We start from the raw sequence: 19135 nt of genomic DNA on the forward strand, positions 1-19135 counted from the left end.
GAAAGTTGTTTGGGAGTTTAATGATGTTGCCTTTGAAATTCACATTGATAGGTTATGCGGTACTACAGGTGAGTGTATCATTGGCTCAGACCATTACTAGCCAGCCGGTTGAGGTTTTGTATGGTAATCAAGTCTATCGTGGAGAACATCAAGTTGTGCTGAACTCGCCAGAATCCGTAACGATTATCCCAGCTGAGCAGCCTAAGAATATTAATTTGCCGAACATGGTTGTCTCGGCCAATCCAAATAAACTCTCTTATCTAGAAGAGTCTGCAATTGCCAAACGTGAGCAAGAAATCTATCGAGAAGTGAATAGACGTACAGAAGAGTCGCCATTCACCGTTTTGTTTACTGGCCACATTCCAGAAGAGATACAGAAAAAGCGCCTCAGTATGATGCCTGAAATAGGTATTTTTGGTGATCAGAAAGACAAGCTGGATCAGGATCAGAAGGAGCTTCATGGTGAAAGCGACGTTATGCCTGATGAAGGCGAGTTTAGTGAAGTTAACCCCGGGAACCTCGTTCAGCCTGCTGATTCACAAGAAGAGCCTCCGGTGAATCAGGCAGAGTTAACAGATGAGCAAAAATTAGAGCAGCTAATAGGCGGTTAATCCTCGATTTGAGTTTACTCGATGTTTAGAGGCTGCCAGTTCTGAGTGTCTTGCCATTGGTTGGTCACTAATAATCTCGCCGCTTGGTTGTTTTCAACTTTCTCCTGCATATACGATAAAAACTCTTTCTTGGTCATGGTTTCTAGAGCGTTAATCCAGTTTTGGCGATCTGCAAAATTATGTTCTGGTTCAACAATATGTGGCCACTCTTCAAGGGCTTGTTCTTTGATGCTAGTCGGCTGCTTTTGATAGGCTCCCAAAACGGCCGCGCGAGCTTTTTCAAACTCATCGTCTGATATGTCATTGTTTCCCCACTTTCGAGCTTTAATAAAACGCTCAATTTCCGCGACCAGTTTTTCTGTAGAGGTATTGGGAGATTGCACCAAAAAACCAATAGAGGGCGTTTTTTCAATGGTTTGATTGGTGACGGCTACGATGTAGCCAAACTGTTTCTCTGTTCGAAACTCATTGTAAAATTGAGCACCGAGTAGTTGGCTTAGTACTCTAATGTAGCACCGCTCCAGATAAGAGGCATTATTGTTGTCGGTGGCGATCAGTGAGTAAAGTACAACGCTGTCAGCACTCTGTGTGCTGAACTGGTAAAGGTAATGTTGTCTTGCTTGAAAGTTTTTGAGTTCCACATGACGGTATTTATGGTTGTAAAGGCATGTGACAACTGCATTTTTGACACGTTTAGAAAGGCTTTGAGCATCTTTTAGTACAAAATTACCTGTCATGTACCCAGAGAACTCAAAGTGTTGCGAGTGTCTCTCTATGAAATTGTTGACATCATTAAGTGAGATTTGAGTAACCAGCTCTTGAAGGGTGTGTGTTGGAGCGTTTCCTTTGATAGCAACTTGGCTAAAGTAGTGTCTTGCAAGAGCATAAGGCGGCTGGCTTTCTAGGTTGCTAAGGCCTTTTAAAACGTCTTTTTTAGCGATAGATAAGCGCTCCTTAGTAGCTCTAAACTCTAATAAATATTCTACCAAGGAATAAAAAAAGTCATCTTGCTTGTCGTTATAACCGCTGGTGCGCAAGGTTAAGCCATTGCCATGGGCGTACAGTTGATAGCCAAGGCCTGCCATATATGGTTGATAGGTTCGTTCACTGGCTGCATCGTTAAACAGCTTCGCCCATAGTTGAAGTAAGAGTCGATCTTTAGTTGATGGGTTCTCAAGAAAGCCAAAGTAGCCAAAAATCATTCCCGTCGGTTTTTGAAAGTGAGTGTTCTGCTTAAACCAAAAATTGAACCCTTGGTCTTGTTCTATCGATGTGTTTTCTTGCACATCAGAAGGTGGCAGTAAATCCAAATTATCTGGCATGAACGGATTGGCTTTTGGTAAGCCAAAGTGACTATCTAGTTCGCTGTGTTGAACGATTTGATTGATATTAAATGCAATATTGCCATTTGCATATTGGCCGTTGTAAAGAGGCTCATGAGTCCACTCAATACTCTCTTTGAGCCAGTTCTCTGGAAAGTGCTCTGGGTTTAACCATTGAATGATTAGATTTTCTTGGGTAAGTGTGTTGAGCAGTGACTTGATGCTTTCGCTGTTGGCGTTTTGACTGATGTGAAAGCTGGATAGCAATGACTCTATACCAACGTCTAGGGCTCTACTAGAAAGAATCTGAGACAGCTTTATCGGCTGAATGTAGTCATGAAAATTATAATTTAAGGCGCTGAGTGTCTTGGTTTCATTGAGATACTGTTTGGAAATAGGGGATGACTTTAGGTTGTCAATGGTTTTGAACAGTGCCTCAGAAATTTTATCTCGTTGAGCGATGCCCTCATCAGTTAATTTGATGGTGATGGTAAATAAGGCATGGGTGCCATCGTCTTGATTTATGCCCGCATGTAGAGCTTGCGCCCAGTGCTGTTTCTTCAAGTATGCAAATAAGGAGTTTTCAGATTCATCACCTAATACGTATGAAATGTATCGTATAGGTTGTGAGCTATAACTGTTTATTTGACTCGGTATTTGAAATGAGAATTTTACAATGCTTTTCTCAGTGTTGGTCTTAAAGAGCTGAATTTTACCATCTGCGTTAGATGTGAACTGCTTTGGAAGTGTAAGGTGAGGTAAGGGCTGGTGTGACTTTATGCCTCCAAAGTGCTTCTGGGCGATTTTAGCTAAGGCATCCGTTGACTCATTTGCTGTAAGCGTCAGAACCATATTACTAGGGTTGTAGTAGTGTTGATAAAGTGTAACTAACTTCGAACGTAATTCCTCGGCCGATGTGTTGGCTAGGGTATCTTTATTGCCAACTGTAAATCTACTACCGGGGTGGTCAGGGTTAAGAAGAGTTTTGAATGCTTGATTGCTGCGCCTTTGCTCGTCACTTAGTTTTGCTCGATACTCAGAGTCTACAGCGTTGATTTCTCTTGCAATGTACTGCGGGTCTAGTTTCGGGCTAATAAAGAATTGAGCAAACCGGTCTAGGGCTTCTGAGTAGGCGCTTGGCAATATATCAAAGTAATAGTTTGTGACTTGTCCGCTAGTGTAGGCATTGTGCGAGCCACCATGCTGGCGAATGAACTCTTGATAAGCATTTGCTTCAGGGTATTTTTCTGTGCCAAGAAAGAGCATGTGCTCCAATAAATGCGCTAAGCCCAAATGATCGTCGGGATCTTGGTAGCTACCGACTTTGATAGCAAGTGCTGCAGCTGGTTTCTCAGCTTTGGGGTCACTGACTAATACGACGTTAAGGTCATTATCAAGTTGAATGTGTGCATATGTGTTTTGGTCGGACTGACCTTTACCAGAAATAATTTGCATAGGGGTTGCGAAGGCCTGAAGGCTAAAGAAAAGTGCCCAAACAAAGAGTGGGGTAAGTATTGGTCTTTGATGAAGACGGTAAGATATGTTCAGCATAGGAACAGGTTAGCGTGATCCCATGCTGAAATTCAAGATGCTCCAGATTATTTAGGTTGGGCGTCTAAGGATTGGCCGTTAATATTTGCACTATCGTTGCCAATTAAGTAAAGGTAGAGTGGCATTATGTCTAAAGGTGTTTTGAGTGTATTTGGGTCTTCCGCTGGGTAAGCGTGCGCTCGCATGTTTGTTCTTGTGCCACCTGGGTTGATGGCGTTGACTCGAATGTTGGAAATGTTTTCCAACTCATCGGCCAGTAATTGCATCATGGCTTCGGTTGCAAATTTTGAAACAGCATAGGCTCCCCAATAGGCTTTGGCTTTTCTGCCAACGCTTGAGCTTGTAAAGATAATGGAAGCATCAGGTGCCTTTTGTAACAAAGGTATAAGGGCTTGGTTTAATAAAAATGCTGCAGTGACATTGACGCGCATAACCCGTTCAAACGTACTCGGCTCAAAGTTTGCCAGTGGCGTTCGGTCTCCGAGGATGCCAGCATTATGAAGGATGCCGTCAAGCTGTCCAAACTCACTCTCAATGGTGTTGGCAAGCTCAATGTAGTCATGCTCGGCAGCTGTGTCTAAGTTAAGAGGAACAATGGCTGCTTGTGGATAGCCGAGATTCTCTATCTGGTCATAGACTTCTTCAAGTTTCTTAGTGGTTCGGCCCAGTAAGATGACGGTCGCACCATGTTCAGCATAGCTAAGGGCTGCCTGCTTTCCTATGCCATCACCAGCGCCAGTTACTAGGATTACTTTGTCTTTTAATAGATCTTTGGGTGCTTGATAGTTCAGCATCACAGACCTCCTAGTTTTGTGTTGGTTTTTGCGTGTGCATCAAATAGTTTACGGATACATCGCGCTCGTTTAACTTGTATACTTTAGTCAATGGGTTGTAAGTCATGCCAGTCATGTGCGTCACATCTAGGCCTGCTTGACGTGCAAAATTGCTTAACTCGGCGGGTTGAATGAATTTTGCGTAGTCGTGAGTGCCTTTTGGAAGCATTTTTAATACGTATTCAGCCCCTACAATTGCAAATAAGTAGGCTTTCGGATTGCGGTTAATCGTTGAGAAGAATACGTGGCCACCAGGCTTGCAGAGCTTCATGCACGCCTGAATAACAGATGCAGGATCTGGGACATGCTCAAGCATTTCAAGACAGGTCACTACATCGTATTGTTCAGCTTCTCGCTCGGCAATCTCTTCCGCAGTAATGCGTTCGTAATCGATGTTTAAACCGCTTTCTTCTTTGTGGAGATTGGCAACTGCAAGAGGGGCCTCGCCCATGTCAATGCCTTTCACATCGGCGCCCATTTGAGCAAGTGCTTCCGACAAAATGCCGCCGCCACAGCCGACGTCTATTGCTTTTTTGCCGCTTAGAGATGCTCTCTCGTTGATATAGTTGGCGCGTAGAGGGTTAATGTCATGTAGAGGTTTGAACTCACTTTCTTTGTCCCACCAGCGACTTGCAAGCGCTTCAAATTTTGCGACTTCGTCTAAATCTACATTGGTGCTGTTGGTTTGCTTAGTGGTCATCTCTTAATCCTATTCGGTTAGGGCTACTGCAGTAACGTGTGGTTACTTACTAGTATTCGTGCAAGTGTTGTTCTTTGGATCAACGCATTATAGCGATTATGCTCATGGCAACAAACTTTGCATGATCAAAGTTTGATGTATCAAGGTTTTTTCTAACGATAAACCTTAAGAGAGGTTAACAACTTATTGGGGAGTGAGTGCATCGAAAGACGGCAAATAAAACCTCTACAGATGATGGGTGTTCGCTAAATGCTTGTGGTATAATGCCGCGCTTACAAAAAGATGGCCGGAGCAGTCGTATTGTTATCTCGCTCCAAACATAAGGAACGGTAGTATCTATGGGTGAATTAGCCAAAGAAATTATTCCCGTCAGTATCGAAGATGAGCTGAAAGGTTCTTATCTTGATTACGCGATGAGTGTAATCGTTGGGCGTGCATTGCCTGATGTTCGAGATGGTTTGAAACCAGTTCACCGTCGTGTTTTATACGCGATGAATGAGCTTAAGAACGATTGGAATAAGCCCTACAAAAAATCGGCGCGTATCGTCGGTGATGTGATCGGTAAATATCACCCTCATGGTGATTCAGCTGTGTATGAAACCATCGTTCGTATGGCGCAGCCATTTTCAATGCGTTATATGTTGGTTGACGGCCAAGGTAACTTTGGTTCAGTAGACGGTGACAGCGCAGCTGCAATGCGTTACACCGAGATCCGTATGGCGCGTATGTCGCACCATATGCTAATGGATCTGGAAAAAGAGACGGTTGATTTTGTACCAAACTATGATGGTACAGAGTTTATGCCGGATGTGTTGCCAACTCGTATCCCGGGCTTGCTGGTAAACGGCTCTGCGGGTATTGCTGTAGGTATGGCAACCAATATTCCTCCACATAACCTAGGTGAAGTCATCGATGGCTGTTTAAACGTTATCGATAACCCAGAAGTGACCATCGATGAATTGATGGAGCATATCCCTGGACCAGACTTCCCAACAGGTGCTTTTATTAATGGTCGTGCAGGCATCGTTGAAGCCTACAAGACTGGTCGTGGTCGCATTTATATGCGTGCTCGCCACCATGTTGAAGACATGGAAAAAGGTAATCGACAAGCGATCGTCTTTACAGAGATTCCTTACCAGCTAAATAAGGCAAAAGTGATTGAAAAAATTGCTGAGCTGGTTAAAGAAAAGAAAATCGAAGGTATTAGCGAGCTACGTGACGAGTCTGATAAAGATGGTATGCGTATCGTGATTGAGCTACGTCGCGGTGAAAATCCAGATGTGGTGGTGAATAATATCTTTACTCAAACTCAGCTTCAGTCTGTGTTTGGTATCAACATGGTTGCCCTAGTGGATGGTCGTCCAGAGCTGTTGAACTTGAAACAAGTTCTTGAGTGCTTTGTGAAACACCGTCGTGAAGTGGTGACTCGCCGTACTATCTTTGAATTGCGTAAAGCACGTGAGCGTGGGCATGTTCTGGAAGGTTTGGCGGTAGCGCTTGCTAATATTGATCGCGTGATCGAGTTGATTCGTCAATCGCCAACGTCTGCAGAAGCAAAAGAAAAGCTAATCTCAGAAACGTGGCAGCCTGGTAATGTCATGGCGATGCTTGAGCGCGCAGGTGCGGATGCATGTCGTCCTGATGATCTGGATGCTGCGTATGGTTTCAATGATGGCGTTTACCGTTTGTCACCTGAGCAAGCACAAGCGATTCTTGACCTTCGTTTACACCGCTTAACAGGTCTTGAGCACGAGAAACTGTTGGGTGAATACAAGTCTTTGATCGATTTGATCGCTGAGTTGTTGGAAATCCTAGGTAACCCTGATCGCCTAATGGAAGTGATTCGTGAAGAGCTAGAAGAAGCGCGCGATCAATTCGGCGATGCACGTCGTACCGAGATCCTGACATCTAAGCAAGATCTAACCATTGCAGACTTGATCGATGAAGCACCAATGGTCGTGACGATTTCTGATACGGGTTATGCGAAAACACAGCCTCTAGAAGAATACAAAGCTCAACGTCGTGGTGGGCGTGGTAAATCTGCATCGGGAATGAAAGATGAAGATCATATCAGTCACCTGCTGGTGACCAGCAGTCACGACACCGTCATGCTGTTCAGTAACTTCGGTAAGGTTTACTGGTTGCGTGTGTTTGAGATTCCTGTCGGGAGTCGTGCATCAAAAGGCCGCCCAATTGTTAACTTGCTGCCATTGGCAGAAGGTGAGCATATCTCGGCGCTGTTGCCTTTGACTGCACCGGAGAAAACCGATGCGGACAGTGATGTTGATACGGATGTTGAAGAAGCAGAAGACGTTGCGGCGAGTAGCTACATCTTTATGGCAACTGCGAACGGTACCGTTAAGAAAACGGCGATGGAGCATTTCGCTCGTCCGCGTTCAAGCGGTTTGATCGCGCTGAAGCTGGATGAAACAGATGCGTTGGTGGGTGTTGCGCAAACATCTGGCAATGATGACATTATGTTGGTTTCAAGCTCAGGTAAGACTATTCGCTTTAAGGAAACTGACGTTCGCCCAATGGGTCGAACTGCAGCCGGTGTTCGCGGTATCAAGTTAGCTGAAGAAGCAAAAGTCGTTTCTTTGATCGTGCCAAGTGCAGAGCAAGAAACGGCTGTGTTGATGGCCTGTGAAAACGGCTACGGTAAGCGCACTATGATCAGTGAATTCCCTGTTTACGGTCGTGGTGGTCAAGGCGTTATTGGTATTCAGGTGTCTGAGCGTAATGGTCCTGTGGTGGGTGCTACGCAGGTTGAAGATACCGATGAGGTTATCTTGATTACCGACATGGGGACTTTGGTGCGAACTCGTGTTTCAGAGATTTCATGTCAGGGTCGTAACACACAAGGCGTTACGCTTATTCGACTATCGAACGAAGAGCGTTTAGTGGGTGTGGAACGTGTCGTAGAGGATGACGATGCAGAAGTTGAAGCCGAACTGGTGGATGCTGATGTTGAGACAGTCGATACAGCAGACGAGCTTCAGAGTAATCCCCCAAGCTCTGAAGAGTAAAGTTCTAGGCGCACCTTGAGTGCGCCTTCTTTTGTGCCATAAGGTACATTTTTAAATGAGGTTTTAGGCAGAATGAGCCGCGTTTACAACTTTTGTTCTGGTCCCGCCGCGCTTCCAGAAGCCGTATTGGAAAAAGCGCAAGCAGAGTTACTTGATTGGCACGGTAAAGGCGTGTCGGTCATGGAGATGAGTCACCGTAGTGAAGAGTTTATGTCGATTTTGGCATCGACCAAAGCTCGTTTAACGCGCTTGTTAAACATTCCTGACAATTATGAAATTGTGTTTGCTCAGGGTGGTGCGTCAGCGCTGTTTGCTCAAATTCCAGCAAACCTAACAAATGGCTTTGATTCCGCTTGTTATTTAGATACCGGTGCATGGTCGACGAAAGCGATTAAAGAAGCTAAGAAATACACAAATGTTGTATTGGCTGGTTCAACAAAAGATGTGAGCTACACGTCAGTGCCCGATTTTTCTTCTTTGAATCTTGATGAAAAGGCCGCTTACTTACACTTAACGCCTAATGAAACCATTGGCGGTTTAGAGTTTGCAGACTTGCCTGAAACCAATCTTCCTATCGTGGCAGATTTATCTTCGACCATCCTTTCTCGTGAAATAGATGTGTCGAAGTACGGCTTGATCTATGCTGGTGCGCAAAAGAACGTGGGGCCAGCTGGTGTTGTGATCAACATTATTCGCAAAGACTTGTTGGCGCGTAGCAACAATGATGCGCTGCCGAGTGTATGGTCTTTCGAGAATCTTGCGAAGAACGACTCCATGATCAATACGCCGCCTACCTTTGCAATTTACCTAGCTGACTTGGTGTTCGAGTGGTTGGAAACACAAGGTGGCGTAACAGCCATGGAAAAAGTAAATGTTGAAAAAGCAGAAATGCTTTACAGCGCGATTGATAACAGTGGCTTCTATTCGAATCCAATTGATGTACGTTACCGCTCGCGAATGAACGTGCCATTTGTGTTGGCAGATGAATCACTTGAAAAGACTTTCCTAAAAGAGTCTGAAGAGGCCGGGCTTCGCACTCTTGCTGGACACCGTTCAGTGGGTGGTATGCGTGCAAGTATCTACAATGCTATGCCAATTGAAGGCGTGAAAGCATTGATCGATTTCATGCAAGCATTTGAGAAACGCTACGGTTAATTGTAATTAGGAAACACGCTCTATGACGACTAAAAACGATACAACAACGATCACGCTGCCAATGCTTCGCGATCGAATTGATGCGATTGACGCGCAAATTCAAGACTTGATAAATGAGCGCGCAGCCTGTGCGCAAAAGGTAGCTGAGGTGAAGCTTACCGAGCAGGGCGACCAGAATGTTGTGTTTTATCGTCCGGAGCGTGAAGCCCAGGTGTTACGACGTGTAATGGAGCGTAATAAAGGGCCTTTGGGTAATGAGGAGATGGCCAAAATCTTTCGTCAGGTCATGTCTTCCTGCTTAGCTCTTGAGCGCCCAATGCGCATTGCCTTTTTGGGCCCTGAAGGGACGTTTACACAACAAGCTGCGTTAAAGCATTTTGGGCAATCCATCATCAGCGCGCCAATGGCTGCTATCGATGAGGTGTTCCGTGAAGTTGAGTCTGGTGCGGCAAATTATGGTGTCGTGCCGGTTGAAAACTCCACAGAGGGTGTGGTGAATCACACGCTGGATAGCTTTAGAAACTCACGCTTGAAAATTTGTGGTGAAGTAGAAGTGCGTATTCACCATAACTTGCTGGTTGCGCCTAATATCAATCCAGATGATGTGACACATATCTACTCCCATCAACAGTCATTGGCACAATGTCGAGCTTGGCTTGATCGCTATTGGCCGCATGCTGAGCGCGTGGCGGTAAGCTCCAATGCTGAAGGTGCTCGTTTGGCTGCTGAAGCTGGTAAGAATGGTAAAGCTGTAGCAGCCATTGCCGGTGACATCGCTAGCCAACTGTATAATTTAGAAGTTGTTTCCGCGAATATTGAGGATCAGCCAGACAATACCACTCGATTCCTTATTATTGGTAACGAAAAAGTGCCTCAAAGTGGCAAGGATAAAACATCGTTGCTGGTCAGTGCCAAAAACGAGCCAGGTGCTTTGTACCGTCTACTAGAGTCTTTTGAGCGTCACGGTGTTGATATGACACGCTTAGAGACTCGTCCCTCGTTAATTAGCAAATGGGGCTATGTCTTCTATATCGATTTCTGGGGGCATTGTGAGGATGAGGCATGTCGTGCAGTGATTGATGAATTGCGTGAGAGAGCATCGGAAGTAAAAGTTCTGGGTTCTTACCCAGTCGCAGTTCTTTAGGTGAAAACTCAAGAAAAAGGCACTTGCGATGCAAGATAATAAAAAAGAATTTGGCAATGTCTTAATTGTCGGCTTAGGTATGATAGGTGGTTCTTTTGCTAAGAGCCTTAAGCTTCAAGGCTTGGCAACGCTTTATGGGGCAGATCGTCGAGCAGGGGAGTTGACCCTAGGGGTTTCTACAGGGGTGATTGATTATCCTGCTCAGTTGGACGAAGCAACTATTTCCAATATGGACATCATTATTCTAGCGACGCCAGTGCGTGCTATGGAATCCGTATTGACGGAAATTAAACCTTTTATTAAGCCAACAACCTTAATTACGGATGTGGGGTCAACTAAGGGTAGTGTTGTCGCCGCTGCAAAAAAAGTATTTGGTGAGGCGCCGGCTAACTTTATTCCGGGGCATCCTATTGCAGGCGCTGAGAAAAGTGGTGTGTTGGCTGCGAATCCTCATCTATTTGAAAAGCATATGGCTATTGTTACGCCATTACCTTATTCCGATCCTGAGTTGTTAGATCGACTGCATCGTTTATGGCGTGCTGTTGGTGCGGATGTGGTTAGCATGGATGTGGATCACCATGATCATGTATTGGCTGCTTCAAGTCATTTACCTCATTTGCTGGCTTATACGTTGGTTGATGCGCTGGCAAATGCTGAGCGTAGCCAAGATATTTTCCGCTTTGCTGCAGGTGGTTTTAGGGATTTTACTCGAATTGCGTCAAGTGATCCGGTTATGTGGCGGGATGTATTTCTTGCAAATAAGGATGCCACTCTGGCCACTCTGGACTTATTTACTGAGCGTTTAGATGAAATGCGTCAAGCAATCGTTGAAGCTGATGGTGCTTCCATGTATGGCGTATTCACTCGAGCTAAATCTGCCCGTGATCATTTCCTGCGACTGTTAGAGCAGCGAACGTTAGGAAAACCTCAAGAAAAGGCGGTCGCTATCAGTGTAAGTCCTGCTTCGGCCATCAATGGTGAAGTCAAATTGATCGGTGACAAATCTTTGTCACATAGAGCGCTTATAATGGCAGCCCTTGCCAAAGGGGTCAGTGAATTAAGTAATATTGATCTTACTGGCGACGTCAAAGTGACCATGCAAGCTCTCAAGGATATGGGGGTTGTCATTGAAGAGTTTGGCTATGGTGCGGTTAGAGTTCATGGTGTTGGAAGGCGAGGGTTGAGAGCACCAATCGCACCAATCAATGTGCATAATTCTGCTACATCATTATATTTGCTTGCACCTGTTTTATCTGGTCAATCATTCAGTGTGGAAGTGATTGGTGAAGATGCGCTTCTTAATACTCCGTTTACACATTTGCTTGCGTTGATGAGAGCTGCGGGGGCTTCTGTTAACAGTGCATCAGCCGATTGTTTGCCATTCAAGTTTACGCCAGCTGAGTTGTTACCTGTGAATGTTGTGCTGCCTGGCCCACCATCTTCACGTTTGATGTCAAGTGCCGTGCTGTTGAGTTTGTTTGCTGAAGGGCACAGCCAGTTCTCTGCTGCATTAAGCTTTGATGATCAGGTTCGTGCCTTGTTTGCGAGTTTTGGTGTTGTTGTGAATGGAGAGCAGGATATTGCTGTTTCAAGTCCGGAGCTCAACGGGTCAACATTAGATCTGCCGGCAGATATGCAACAAACGCTGTGGTCGGTATTGATGGCGACACTTTTGCCGGGCTCATCGCTACGACTAGAGGGTGTTTCTACTCAAGGGCGCATGATGAAGGTGCTCACTTTGTTGCAAAGCTCCGGGGCAAAAATTGACTGGATAGATGAACCTATAGGTGTGTTTGCTGCTCAAAGTGTTCAAGTAAGTTTTGCGAAACTCTCGTCTTTTAACTTGAGTACAGAGCAATCTTACGAGATGAGAGAGTTTTTAACTCAGCTGGCGACTGCCGCGGTGTATGCGGATGGTAATAGCCAGTTCGAGGGAGTTTCACATTTACCCTACTTCTATGAAGATCGTATCACTACGCTTGTGGATGGGGTGAATCATATTGGTGGCGTCGCTGAGTGGCGTGCCGGAACATTATTAATAAAAGGATGTACCCCTCAGGGTGGGGACTTGGACAGTGCAGGTAACGAGTTGGTGGCGTTGGCATTTCTATTGCTAGCAGCCCGTTGCCGCAACGGTGCGACAGTCAGGGATTGTCAGAAATTGTTAGCGCAAATTCCAAACTTAGAAGAAATTGCTGCGCAGCTGGGTTTAAAGTGCTCAGTGCAAAGCTAAATAAGAGGAACAGATATGATGAATCAAGCCCCAGTTATTACGATTGATGGCCCAAGTGGTGCTGGTAAAGGCACAGTAAGTCAATTAGTCGCCGAGAAGCTGGGTTGGCATTTGCTTGATAGTGGTGCGCTTTATAGGTTGCTAGCGTTGGCTGCGTCTCACCATGGAATTGAGCCAGATGATGTTGAAGCTTTGAAGGTTTTGGCAGAGCATTTGGATATTCAATTCCAGCAGTCTGAAGAAGGTAAAGTTGAAATTATTTTAGAAGGTGAAGTTGTTACGCAGGCAATACGTACAGAAATCGTCGGCAATCAGGCCTCTAAGTTGGCTGCGATTCCTGATGTGCGTGAAGGCTTGCTATTGCGTCAACGAGCTTTTGCCCAAACGCCTGGTTTAGTTGCCGATGGTCGTGATATGGGGACGGTCGTATTCCCTGAAGCCAGCATTAAAGTATTTTTGACTGCTTCGCCAGAGGAGCGTGCTCAGCGTCGTTTATTGCAGTTAGAGCAAAAAGGCGAAAGCGTGAATTTCAAGGAGTTGGTGCAAAGTATTAAAGAGCGTGATGAACGTGATGCGAATCGCCCAATTGCTCCATTGGTACCCGCTGTTGGCGCACTGGTCATTGATAGTACTGACATGTCAATTGATCAAGTTGTTGAAGTTGTGCTGGCTGAAGCGGCAAAAGCTTCCTACATTTAAGTAGGAAGCTGTATTAATGCTCATTCTTTGTGCTAAAATACCGCGATTAAAATTTTAGTCGGCTTGGTGCCAGCAACAGCCAAGTCGCATTCAATGTAAATTAGCCCCACATAGGCTGGCGATGTGGCAGGGAACATTTAGTTGTTCCGTATATATAGGAATCACAATGACTCAAAGCTTCGCAGAACTGTTTGAAGAAAGCCTAAAAAGCGTAGAAATGGCGCCTGGCTCAATTGTTACTGGTATCGTTGTTGACATCGATAGCGACTGGGTAACTGTTCACGCAGGTCTTAAATCTGAAGGCGTTATCCCACGTTCTCAATTCCTAAACGAGAGCGGCGAATTCACTCTAGCAATTGGCGACGAAGTTAAAGTTGCTCTTGATGCTGTAGAAGACGGTTTCGGTGAAACTAAACTTTCTCGTGAGAAAGCTAAGCGTGCTGAAACTTGGTCTGTGCTTGAAAAAGCCTACGAAGAAGGTGAAATCGTTAAAGGTATCATCAACGGTAAAGTTAAAGGTGGCTTCACTGTTGATATCGCTAACATCCGTGCTTTCTTGCCAGGTTCTTTGGTAGATGTTCGTCCTATCCGTGACACATCTCACCTTGAAGGTGTTGAACTTGAGTTCAAACTTATCAAGCTTGATCAAAAACGTAACAACGTTGTTGTTTCTCGTCGTGCTGTTATGGAAGCTACTAACAGTGCAGAGCGCGAAACTCTTCTTGCTAACCTTGAAGAAGGTCAAGAAGTTAAAGGTATCGTTAAGAACCTTACTGACTACGGTGCATTCGTTGACTTGGGCGGTGTTGATGGTCTTCTACACATCACTGACATGTCTTGGAAGCGTATCAAGCACCCAAGTGAAATCATCGCTGTAGGTGACGAGATCGACGTTAAAGTTCTTAAGTTCGATCGTGAACGTAACCGTGTATCTCTAGGTCTTAAGCAACTAGGTGAAGATCCATGGGTAGCAATCAAAGCTCGTTACCCAGAAGGTACTAAAGTTACTGCACGCGTAACTAACCTAACTGACTACGGCTGCTTCGCTGAGCTAGAAGAAGGTGTTGAAGGTCTTGTTCACGTTTCTGAAATGGATTGGACTAACAAAAACATCCACCCTTCTAAAGTTGTTCAAATCGGCGACGAAGTAGAAGTTATGATCCTTGATATCGACGAAGAACGTCGTCGTATCTCTCTAGGTATCAAGCAGTGCACTCCAAACCCATGGGAAGAGTTCGCAACTTCATTCAACAAGAACGACAAGATCTCTGGTGCAATCAAGTCTATCACTGACTTTGGTGTGTTCATCGGTCTTGACGGTGGCATCGACGGCCTTGTTCACCTATCTGACCTATCTTGGGACGAAACAGGTGAAGAAGCTGTACGTAAGTACAAGAAAGGTGACGTTCTAGAAACTGTTGTTCTTTCTATCGATGCTGAGCGCGAGCGTATCTCTCTAGGTGTTAAACAACTAGAGCAAGATCCATTCGTAGCATTCGTTGCTGAAAACGACAAAGGTGCCATCGTAACTGGTACAGTTGGCGAAGTTGATGCGAAAGGTGCTGTTGTAGTACTTGCGGAAGGTGTTGAAGCTTACTTGAAAGTTTCTGAAATCAGCCGTGAGCGCGTAGAAGATGCTTCTACTGTATTGAAAGAAGGCGATTCTGTTGAAGCGGCGATCACTAACGTTGATCGTAAAGCTCGTACAATCGCTGTTTCTATCAAAGCTAAAGATGCAACTGAAGAGAAAGCAGCTCTTAAATCTCATGCTGAGAAGCAGCAAGCTGAAGTTAGCGGTCCGACTACAATCGGTGACCTAATCAAAGCTCAACTTGAGAACCAAAACTAATTTCGACTAAGCGATAGCTGAAAGAATAGTTTATGAAAAAGCGGACCTATTTAGGTCCGCTTTTTTTATGTTTTTTATGAGATCAGATTGACAAATAAACTATACACAGAAGATGTGGATAAATGTGGGTATAGCTATTGGGTTAGCGAAAAGTGGCGAGTAACTTTTGTATATCATCTTCATCCCATTCGCTTTTCTCAAGTAATTCTGCAAGCTCGGGGCTGTTCTGTATTAGGTCTAAATTCTTTTTAAACTTCGCAAAATGATATTCTTTTATTAGCTTTTCATCGTAATCTGAGCGATAAAGTGGCTTGGCTTGATCTTGCGGGTTATCAGCTTCAGTCGCTTCTTTCCTGAAGTTATTCACAGTCTTGTATGCGCTAAGCATTTTTGACTTGTTCATGTTGCTCACCTATCGGAAATTCTATTTGCATAACAAGAAAGTGATCTTGTTTGGCGGTCCACTTAATGTTCGCATTCCATAGTTGGTTGCCGTGATCTCTGTTCTCAGATCCAATTAAATACGATGGACGTGGATCCTGACCGATCACTTGTTCAATCAAGGGGACTAAGTCTCTATCGTAGATTGTTTTGTACGATTTTGCCTGCTTTAGTGCGGCTTCAGAAAAAATGACTTTTTTTAAAGTCGTTGGTAAAGGCGCAAAACCACCTTTTGCATTAGGAAGTGCATCGGCATAAGGTAGGTAGGGTTTAATATCGACAATTGGGGTTTGATCAAGTAGATCTGCACCAATGATGTCAATGAAAACGCGATTGCCTTCTTTTCTTACGCCTTTGACTTCTACAACAGATAAGCCTAATGGGTTAGGGCGATGTGTTGCTCGTGTAGCAAAAATCCCCATCTTTTCTTTGCCGCCTAAGCGTGGCGGTCGAATTTTTGCTTTCCAGTTTTCGGTGATGCATTCATGAAAAATAAAATGTACCCAAATGTGCGAAAACCCTTCCAGTCCATCAAGTACATCAAGACGATTAAAAGGCGGGAGAAGCTCAATGGATGCCGACGCCTCGGTAACCAGCCCGGGCTGTCTGGGAATGCCGAACTTTTGTTTATAGCAGGAATGTACAAGACCTATTTGTTGAAATTGAAAGGTTTGGCTCATGATTATTTCGTTGGTAAGTAATGAATAATACGGAATCAGAAAGAACAAGATGTGTTAGTATAACGCGTATCTATTTTTATAGCGTCCCATTAACGGAATTGATATCGCTGGATAAAGAAGAGAGAAAATAATGTCCTTAGAATCTTATATGAACGAAGTTGGTCAAAAGGCACGCGCTGCGTCGCGTCTTTTGACTCGTGCGACCACTGAGCAAAAGAACAAAGCATTGTTCGCAATGGCTAATGCTTTGGAGAGCGCGCGACCTCGACTGAAAGAAGAGAATGCTAAGGACATTGAAAACGGCAAGCAAAAGGGCTTAGATGAGGCGTTGCTGGATCGCCTTGAGCTAAACGATGCTCGCATCGATGGCATGATTGAAGGGCTGAAGCAGGTTGCAACGCTGCCTGATCCAGTTGGTGAAATCACCGATATGGTATACCGTCCTTCTGGTATTCAACTTGGTAAAATGCGAGTGCCATTAGGTGTTATCGGCATTATCTATGAGTCTCGCCCAAATGTGACTATCGATGCTGCGAGTCTGTGTTTGAAGTCTGGTAACGCAACCATTCTTCGTGGTGGTAGTGAAGCGTTTTACTCAAATCAAGCAATCGCACAAGCCGTGCAGTCAGGTTTGGCGTCAGCAGGTTTACCTGAAGATGCGGTACAGGTAATCAACACCGTCGACCGTGCGGCGGTTGGGTTGTTGATCACAATGCCCGACTACGTTGATGTGATTGTGCCACGAGGAGGAAAAGGCTTAATTGAACGCATCAGTAAGGATGCTCGTGTACCCGTTATTAAGCATTTAGACGGTAATTGTCATGTTTACATTGATGATGAGGCTGACCTAGAGAAAGCATTCAACATTGCAATGAATGCTAAAACTCGTCGTTACGGTGTTTGTAACGCAATGGAATCATTGCTTGTGAACGCTCGTGTGGCTAAAGATATTCTACCGCGCTTAGCTGATGCTTTGTCAGAGAAAGGGGTAGAGCTGGTTGGCTGTGATTTAACGCGTGCAATTATTGAAGCAGCTCCTGCAACGGAAGACGATTGGTACACAGAGTACCTAGCGCCGAAATTGTCTATTAAAGTAGTAGATGATATGGATGATGCCATTGCGCATATTAATCAATATGGCTCTCATCATTCGGATGCCATCGTATCGCAGAACTATTCGAAAACACGTGCTTTTATGACTGAAGTCGATTCTTCATCTGTCATGGTCAATGCTTCAACGGCCTTTGCCGACGGCTTTGAATACGGTCTTGGTGCAGAAATTGGTATCTCTACTGATAAGATTCATGCTCGTGGCCCTGTTGGTCTGATTGGTTTAACTAGCCAAAAATATGTGGTGTTAGGGGATGGTCACACCCGTGACAACTGAGTTTTCTCAAACACTAAAGAAAGGGACGGTCGTGATGGGAGGGACTTTTGATCCTATCCATCACGGTCATCTGCGATCAGCCGTTGATATCCTTGATTACTTTCAATTCCAAACGCTGCGTTTGATTCCTTGCTACCAGCCTGTCCATAAAGGCGAGCCAACGGTCAGTGCCGCACAAAGATTGAAAATGGTAGAACTCGGCATTGCCGCAGATCACCGTTTAAGTGTCGATGCCCGTGAAATTCTGCGGGCTGGCCCTAGTTACACCTTTGATACTTTGATTCAGCTTCGTGAGGAGCTTGGGCAAGAAGAACCTCTTATTATGGTAGTAGGAATGGACAGTTTTCTTTCTCTACCAACCTGGGCTCACTGGCAGAAGTTACTAGATGTTGCGCATATACTGGTGATTTCAAGACCCGGATGGGAGCCTGATTTTATCTCTACCTTAGAGTCTTTTTATGAAAAACATCGAGCCGAGAGCGCGACTGAGTTACAATGCGCGCCCGCTGGTAAGATTTGGATGCAAAGCTTCACGCCATTAGCGATTTCATCCAGCCAAGTTCGAAACCTTTGTCGCAAAAATGCGTCTATTGCTTACTTGGTCCCAGAAACAATACAACGCTTCATTGAAGCACATTCTTTATATAAATAGGGTTATCCAAAACTATGAGCCAAAACCAATTATCTGCTGATCAAATTCTCGACATTGCTGTTGAATCACTTGAGGATGTGAAGGGCGATAACATCACTGTACTAAACGTCAGTGAATTAACAGACATGATGGACTTTATGGTCATTTGTACGGGTACGTCAAAGCGACATGTGAACTCATTAGGACAAAATGTTGTCGAACACGCTAAGAGTAAAGGTCTACAGCCTCTAGGTAGTGAAGGTCGTGATATGGGCAGTGACTGGGTATTGGTCGACCTTTATGATGTCGTTGTACACGTTATGACCGAAGAAGCTCGCTCATTCTATGATCTTGAGAAGCTTTGGGACATCAAACCTGAACAACGTTAAGGTTAAGTAATGCGTGTAAGGTTAATTGCAGTTGGTACAAAAATGCCAAAGTGGGTAACCGAAGGCTACGAAGAGTACGCTAAACGGTTACCTAAAGACTTTGCTCTAGAGCTGGTTGAGCTGCCAATGTCACCACGAGGAAAAAACACGGATATCGCCAAGGCAGTTCAAAAGGAGGGCGATGCAATGCTAGCCGCCATTCCTGCCGGAGATAAAGTGATTGCACTCGAAGTACTTGGTAAGTCATGGAGTACTGAAAATCTGGCTGAGCAAACAGCCAGTTGGCGTATGGATGGTCATAATATTTCGCTTCTTGTAGGCGGTCCTGATGGATTAGACCCCCGCTGTACTGCGCGTGCAGATCAAGCTTGGTCTTTGTCAAAATTAACCTTGCCACACCCCATGGTGCGCATTTTGCTGGCAGAGCAAATTTATCGAGCTTGGACGCTGATGAATAACCACCCTTACCATCGTTAGGATTCAG

At 44.9% G+C, this 19135-nt stretch carries 16 protein-coding genes; 11 read left to right on the plus strand and 5 right to left on the minus strand.

The features are described from left to right. The first annotated feature begins 20 nt into the window (after positions 1-20). The gene (locus JHD44_RS05560; protein ID WP_233401772.1) at positions 21-611 is read left to right on the plus strand and encodes a hypothetical protein; all 591 of its coding nucleotides are present in this window, start codon (positions 21-23) and stop codon (positions 609-611) included. A gap of 14 nt (positions 612-625) precedes the next feature. Here the strand turns inward: JHD44_RS05560 and JHD44_RS05565 are convergent, their stop codons facing one another. The 3 genes from JHD44_RS05565 to ubiG all read right to left on the minus strand — a co-directional run bounded on the left by JHD44_RS05565 (position 626) and on the right by ubiG (position 5017). Continuing rightward, positions 626-3388 (minus strand): insulinase family protein, encoded by a 2763-nt coding sequence (locus tag JHD44_RS05565; RefSeq protein WP_199461774.1) that lies wholly within the window; start codon positions 3386-3388, stop codon positions 626-628. A 143-nt stretch (positions 3389-3531) separates the two neighbouring features. Beyond that, positions 3532-4278 (minus strand): YciK family oxidoreductase, encoded by a 747-nt coding sequence (locus JHD44_RS05570; protein ID WP_199461775.1) that lies wholly within the window; start codon positions 4276-4278, stop codon positions 3532-3534. Between the two features lie 10 nt (positions 4279-4288). Continuing rightward, positions 4289-5017, minus strand: a complete 729-nt coding sequence (ubiG, locus tag JHD44_RS05575) for a bifunctional 2-polyprenyl-6-hydroxyphenol methylase/3-demethylubiquinol 3-O-methyltransferase UbiG (RefSeq protein WP_199461776.1) — start codon at positions 5015-5017, stop codon at positions 4289-4291. Positions 5018-5355: 338 nt separating this feature from the next. On the opposite strand from ubiG, the gene gyrA reads away from it, so the two are divergent. The 6 genes from gyrA to rpsA all read left to right on the plus strand — a co-directional run bounded on the left by gyrA (position 5356) and on the right by rpsA (position 15123). Beyond that, positions 5356-8043 carry a DNA gyrase subunit A gene (gene gyrA / locus JHD44_RS05580; RefSeq protein ID WP_199461777.1) on the plus strand — a complete coding sequence of 896 codons (2688 nt, stop codon included), beginning with the start codon at positions 5356-5358 and terminating at the stop codon, positions 8041-8043. 72 nt (positions 8044-8115) lie between these two features. Continuing rightward, on the plus strand, positions 8116-9198 hold the full coding sequence (gene serC, locus JHD44_RS05585) for a 3-phosphoserine/phosphohydroxythreonine transaminase (RefSeq protein ID WP_199461778.1): 1083 nt from the start codon (positions 8116-8118) through the stop codon (positions 9196-9198). 22 nt (positions 9199-9220) lie between these two features. Next, positions 9221-10342: a prephenate dehydratase gene (gene pheA / locus JHD44_RS05590; RefSeq protein ID WP_199461779.1), complete on the plus strand. Its 1122-nt coding sequence runs from the start codon at positions 9221-9223 to the stop codon at positions 10340-10342. A 28-nt stretch (positions 10343-10370) separates the two neighbouring features. Next, the gene (locus JHD44_RS05595; RefSeq protein ID WP_199461780.1) at positions 10371-12575 is read left to right on the plus strand and encodes a prephenate dehydrogenase/arogenate dehydrogenase family protein; all 2205 of its coding nucleotides are present in this window, start codon (positions 10371-10373) and stop codon (positions 12573-12575) included. A gap of 15 nt (positions 12576-12590) precedes the next feature. Continuing rightward, the gene (cmk, locus tag JHD44_RS05600) at positions 12591-13274 is read left to right on the plus strand and encodes a (d)CMP kinase (protein WP_199461781.1); all 684 of its coding nucleotides are present in this window, start codon (positions 12591-12593) and stop codon (positions 13272-13274) included. A gap of 166 nt (positions 13275-13440) precedes the next feature. Next, a complete protein-coding gene (gene rpsA / locus JHD44_RS05605; RefSeq protein WP_199461782.1) occupies positions 13441-15123 on the plus strand; it encodes a 30S ribosomal protein S1 in 1683 nt (560 codons plus the stop codon). Between the two features lie 142 nt (positions 15124-15265). On the opposite strand, the gene JHD44_RS05610 is transcribed toward rpsA, so the two are convergent. Both JHD44_RS05610 and tsaA read right to left on the minus strand, forming a co-directional pair. Further along, entirely contained in the window at positions 15266-15526 is a 261-nt protein-coding gene (locus JHD44_RS05610; RefSeq protein ID WP_199461783.1) for a hypothetical protein, read from the minus strand. Continuing rightward, positions 15504-16244 carry a tRNA (N6-threonylcarbamoyladenosine(37)-N6)-methyltransferase TrmO gene (tsaA, locus tag JHD44_RS05615; RefSeq protein WP_199461784.1) on the minus strand — a complete coding sequence of 247 codons (741 nt, stop codon included), beginning with the start codon at positions 16242-16244 and terminating at the stop codon, positions 15504-15506. The genes JHD44_RS05610 and tsaA overlap by 23 nt, the downstream gene beginning before the upstream one ends. 130 nt (positions 16245-16374) lie before the next feature. Here tsaA and JHD44_RS05620 point away from each other — a divergent pair, with 130 nt between their 5' ends. Genes JHD44_RS05620 through rlmH form a run of 4 tightly spaced genes read left to right on the plus strand, consistent with a single transcriptional unit; the run spans position 16375 to position 19128 of the window. Then, positions 16375-17631, plus strand: coding sequence for a glutamate-5-semialdehyde dehydrogenase (locus JHD44_RS05620; RefSeq protein WP_199461785.1), 1257 nt, complete (start codon positions 16375-16377; stop codon positions 17629-17631). Further along, the gene (gene nadD, locus JHD44_RS05625) at positions 17621-18283 is read left to right on the plus strand and encodes a nicotinate-nucleotide adenylyltransferase (protein WP_325097051.1); all 663 of its coding nucleotides are present in this window, start codon (positions 17621-17623) and stop codon (positions 18281-18283) included. Before JHD44_RS05620 ends, nadD begins: the two co-directional genes overlap by 11 nt. A gap of 14 nt (positions 18284-18297) precedes the next feature. Further along, positions 18298-18651 carry a ribosome silencing factor gene (gene rsfS / locus JHD44_RS05630; RefSeq protein ID WP_199461787.1) on the plus strand — a complete coding sequence of 118 codons (354 nt, stop codon included), beginning with the start codon at positions 18298-18300 and terminating at the stop codon, positions 18649-18651. A 9-nt stretch (positions 18652-18660) separates the two neighbouring features. Then, positions 18661-19128 carry a 23S rRNA (pseudouridine(1915)-N(3))-methyltransferase RlmH gene (gene rlmH, locus JHD44_RS05635; protein ID WP_199461788.1) on the plus strand — a complete coding sequence of 156 codons (468 nt, stop codon included), beginning with the start codon at positions 18661-18663 and terminating at the stop codon, positions 19126-19128. Positions 19129-19135: the final 7 nt, after the last annotated feature.

This window comes from Marinomonas ostreistagni (assembly GCF_016461785.1).
Taxonomy (GTDB): domain Bacteria; phylum Pseudomonadota; class Gammaproteobacteria; order Pseudomonadales; family Marinomonadaceae; genus Marinomonas; species Marinomonas ostreistagni_A.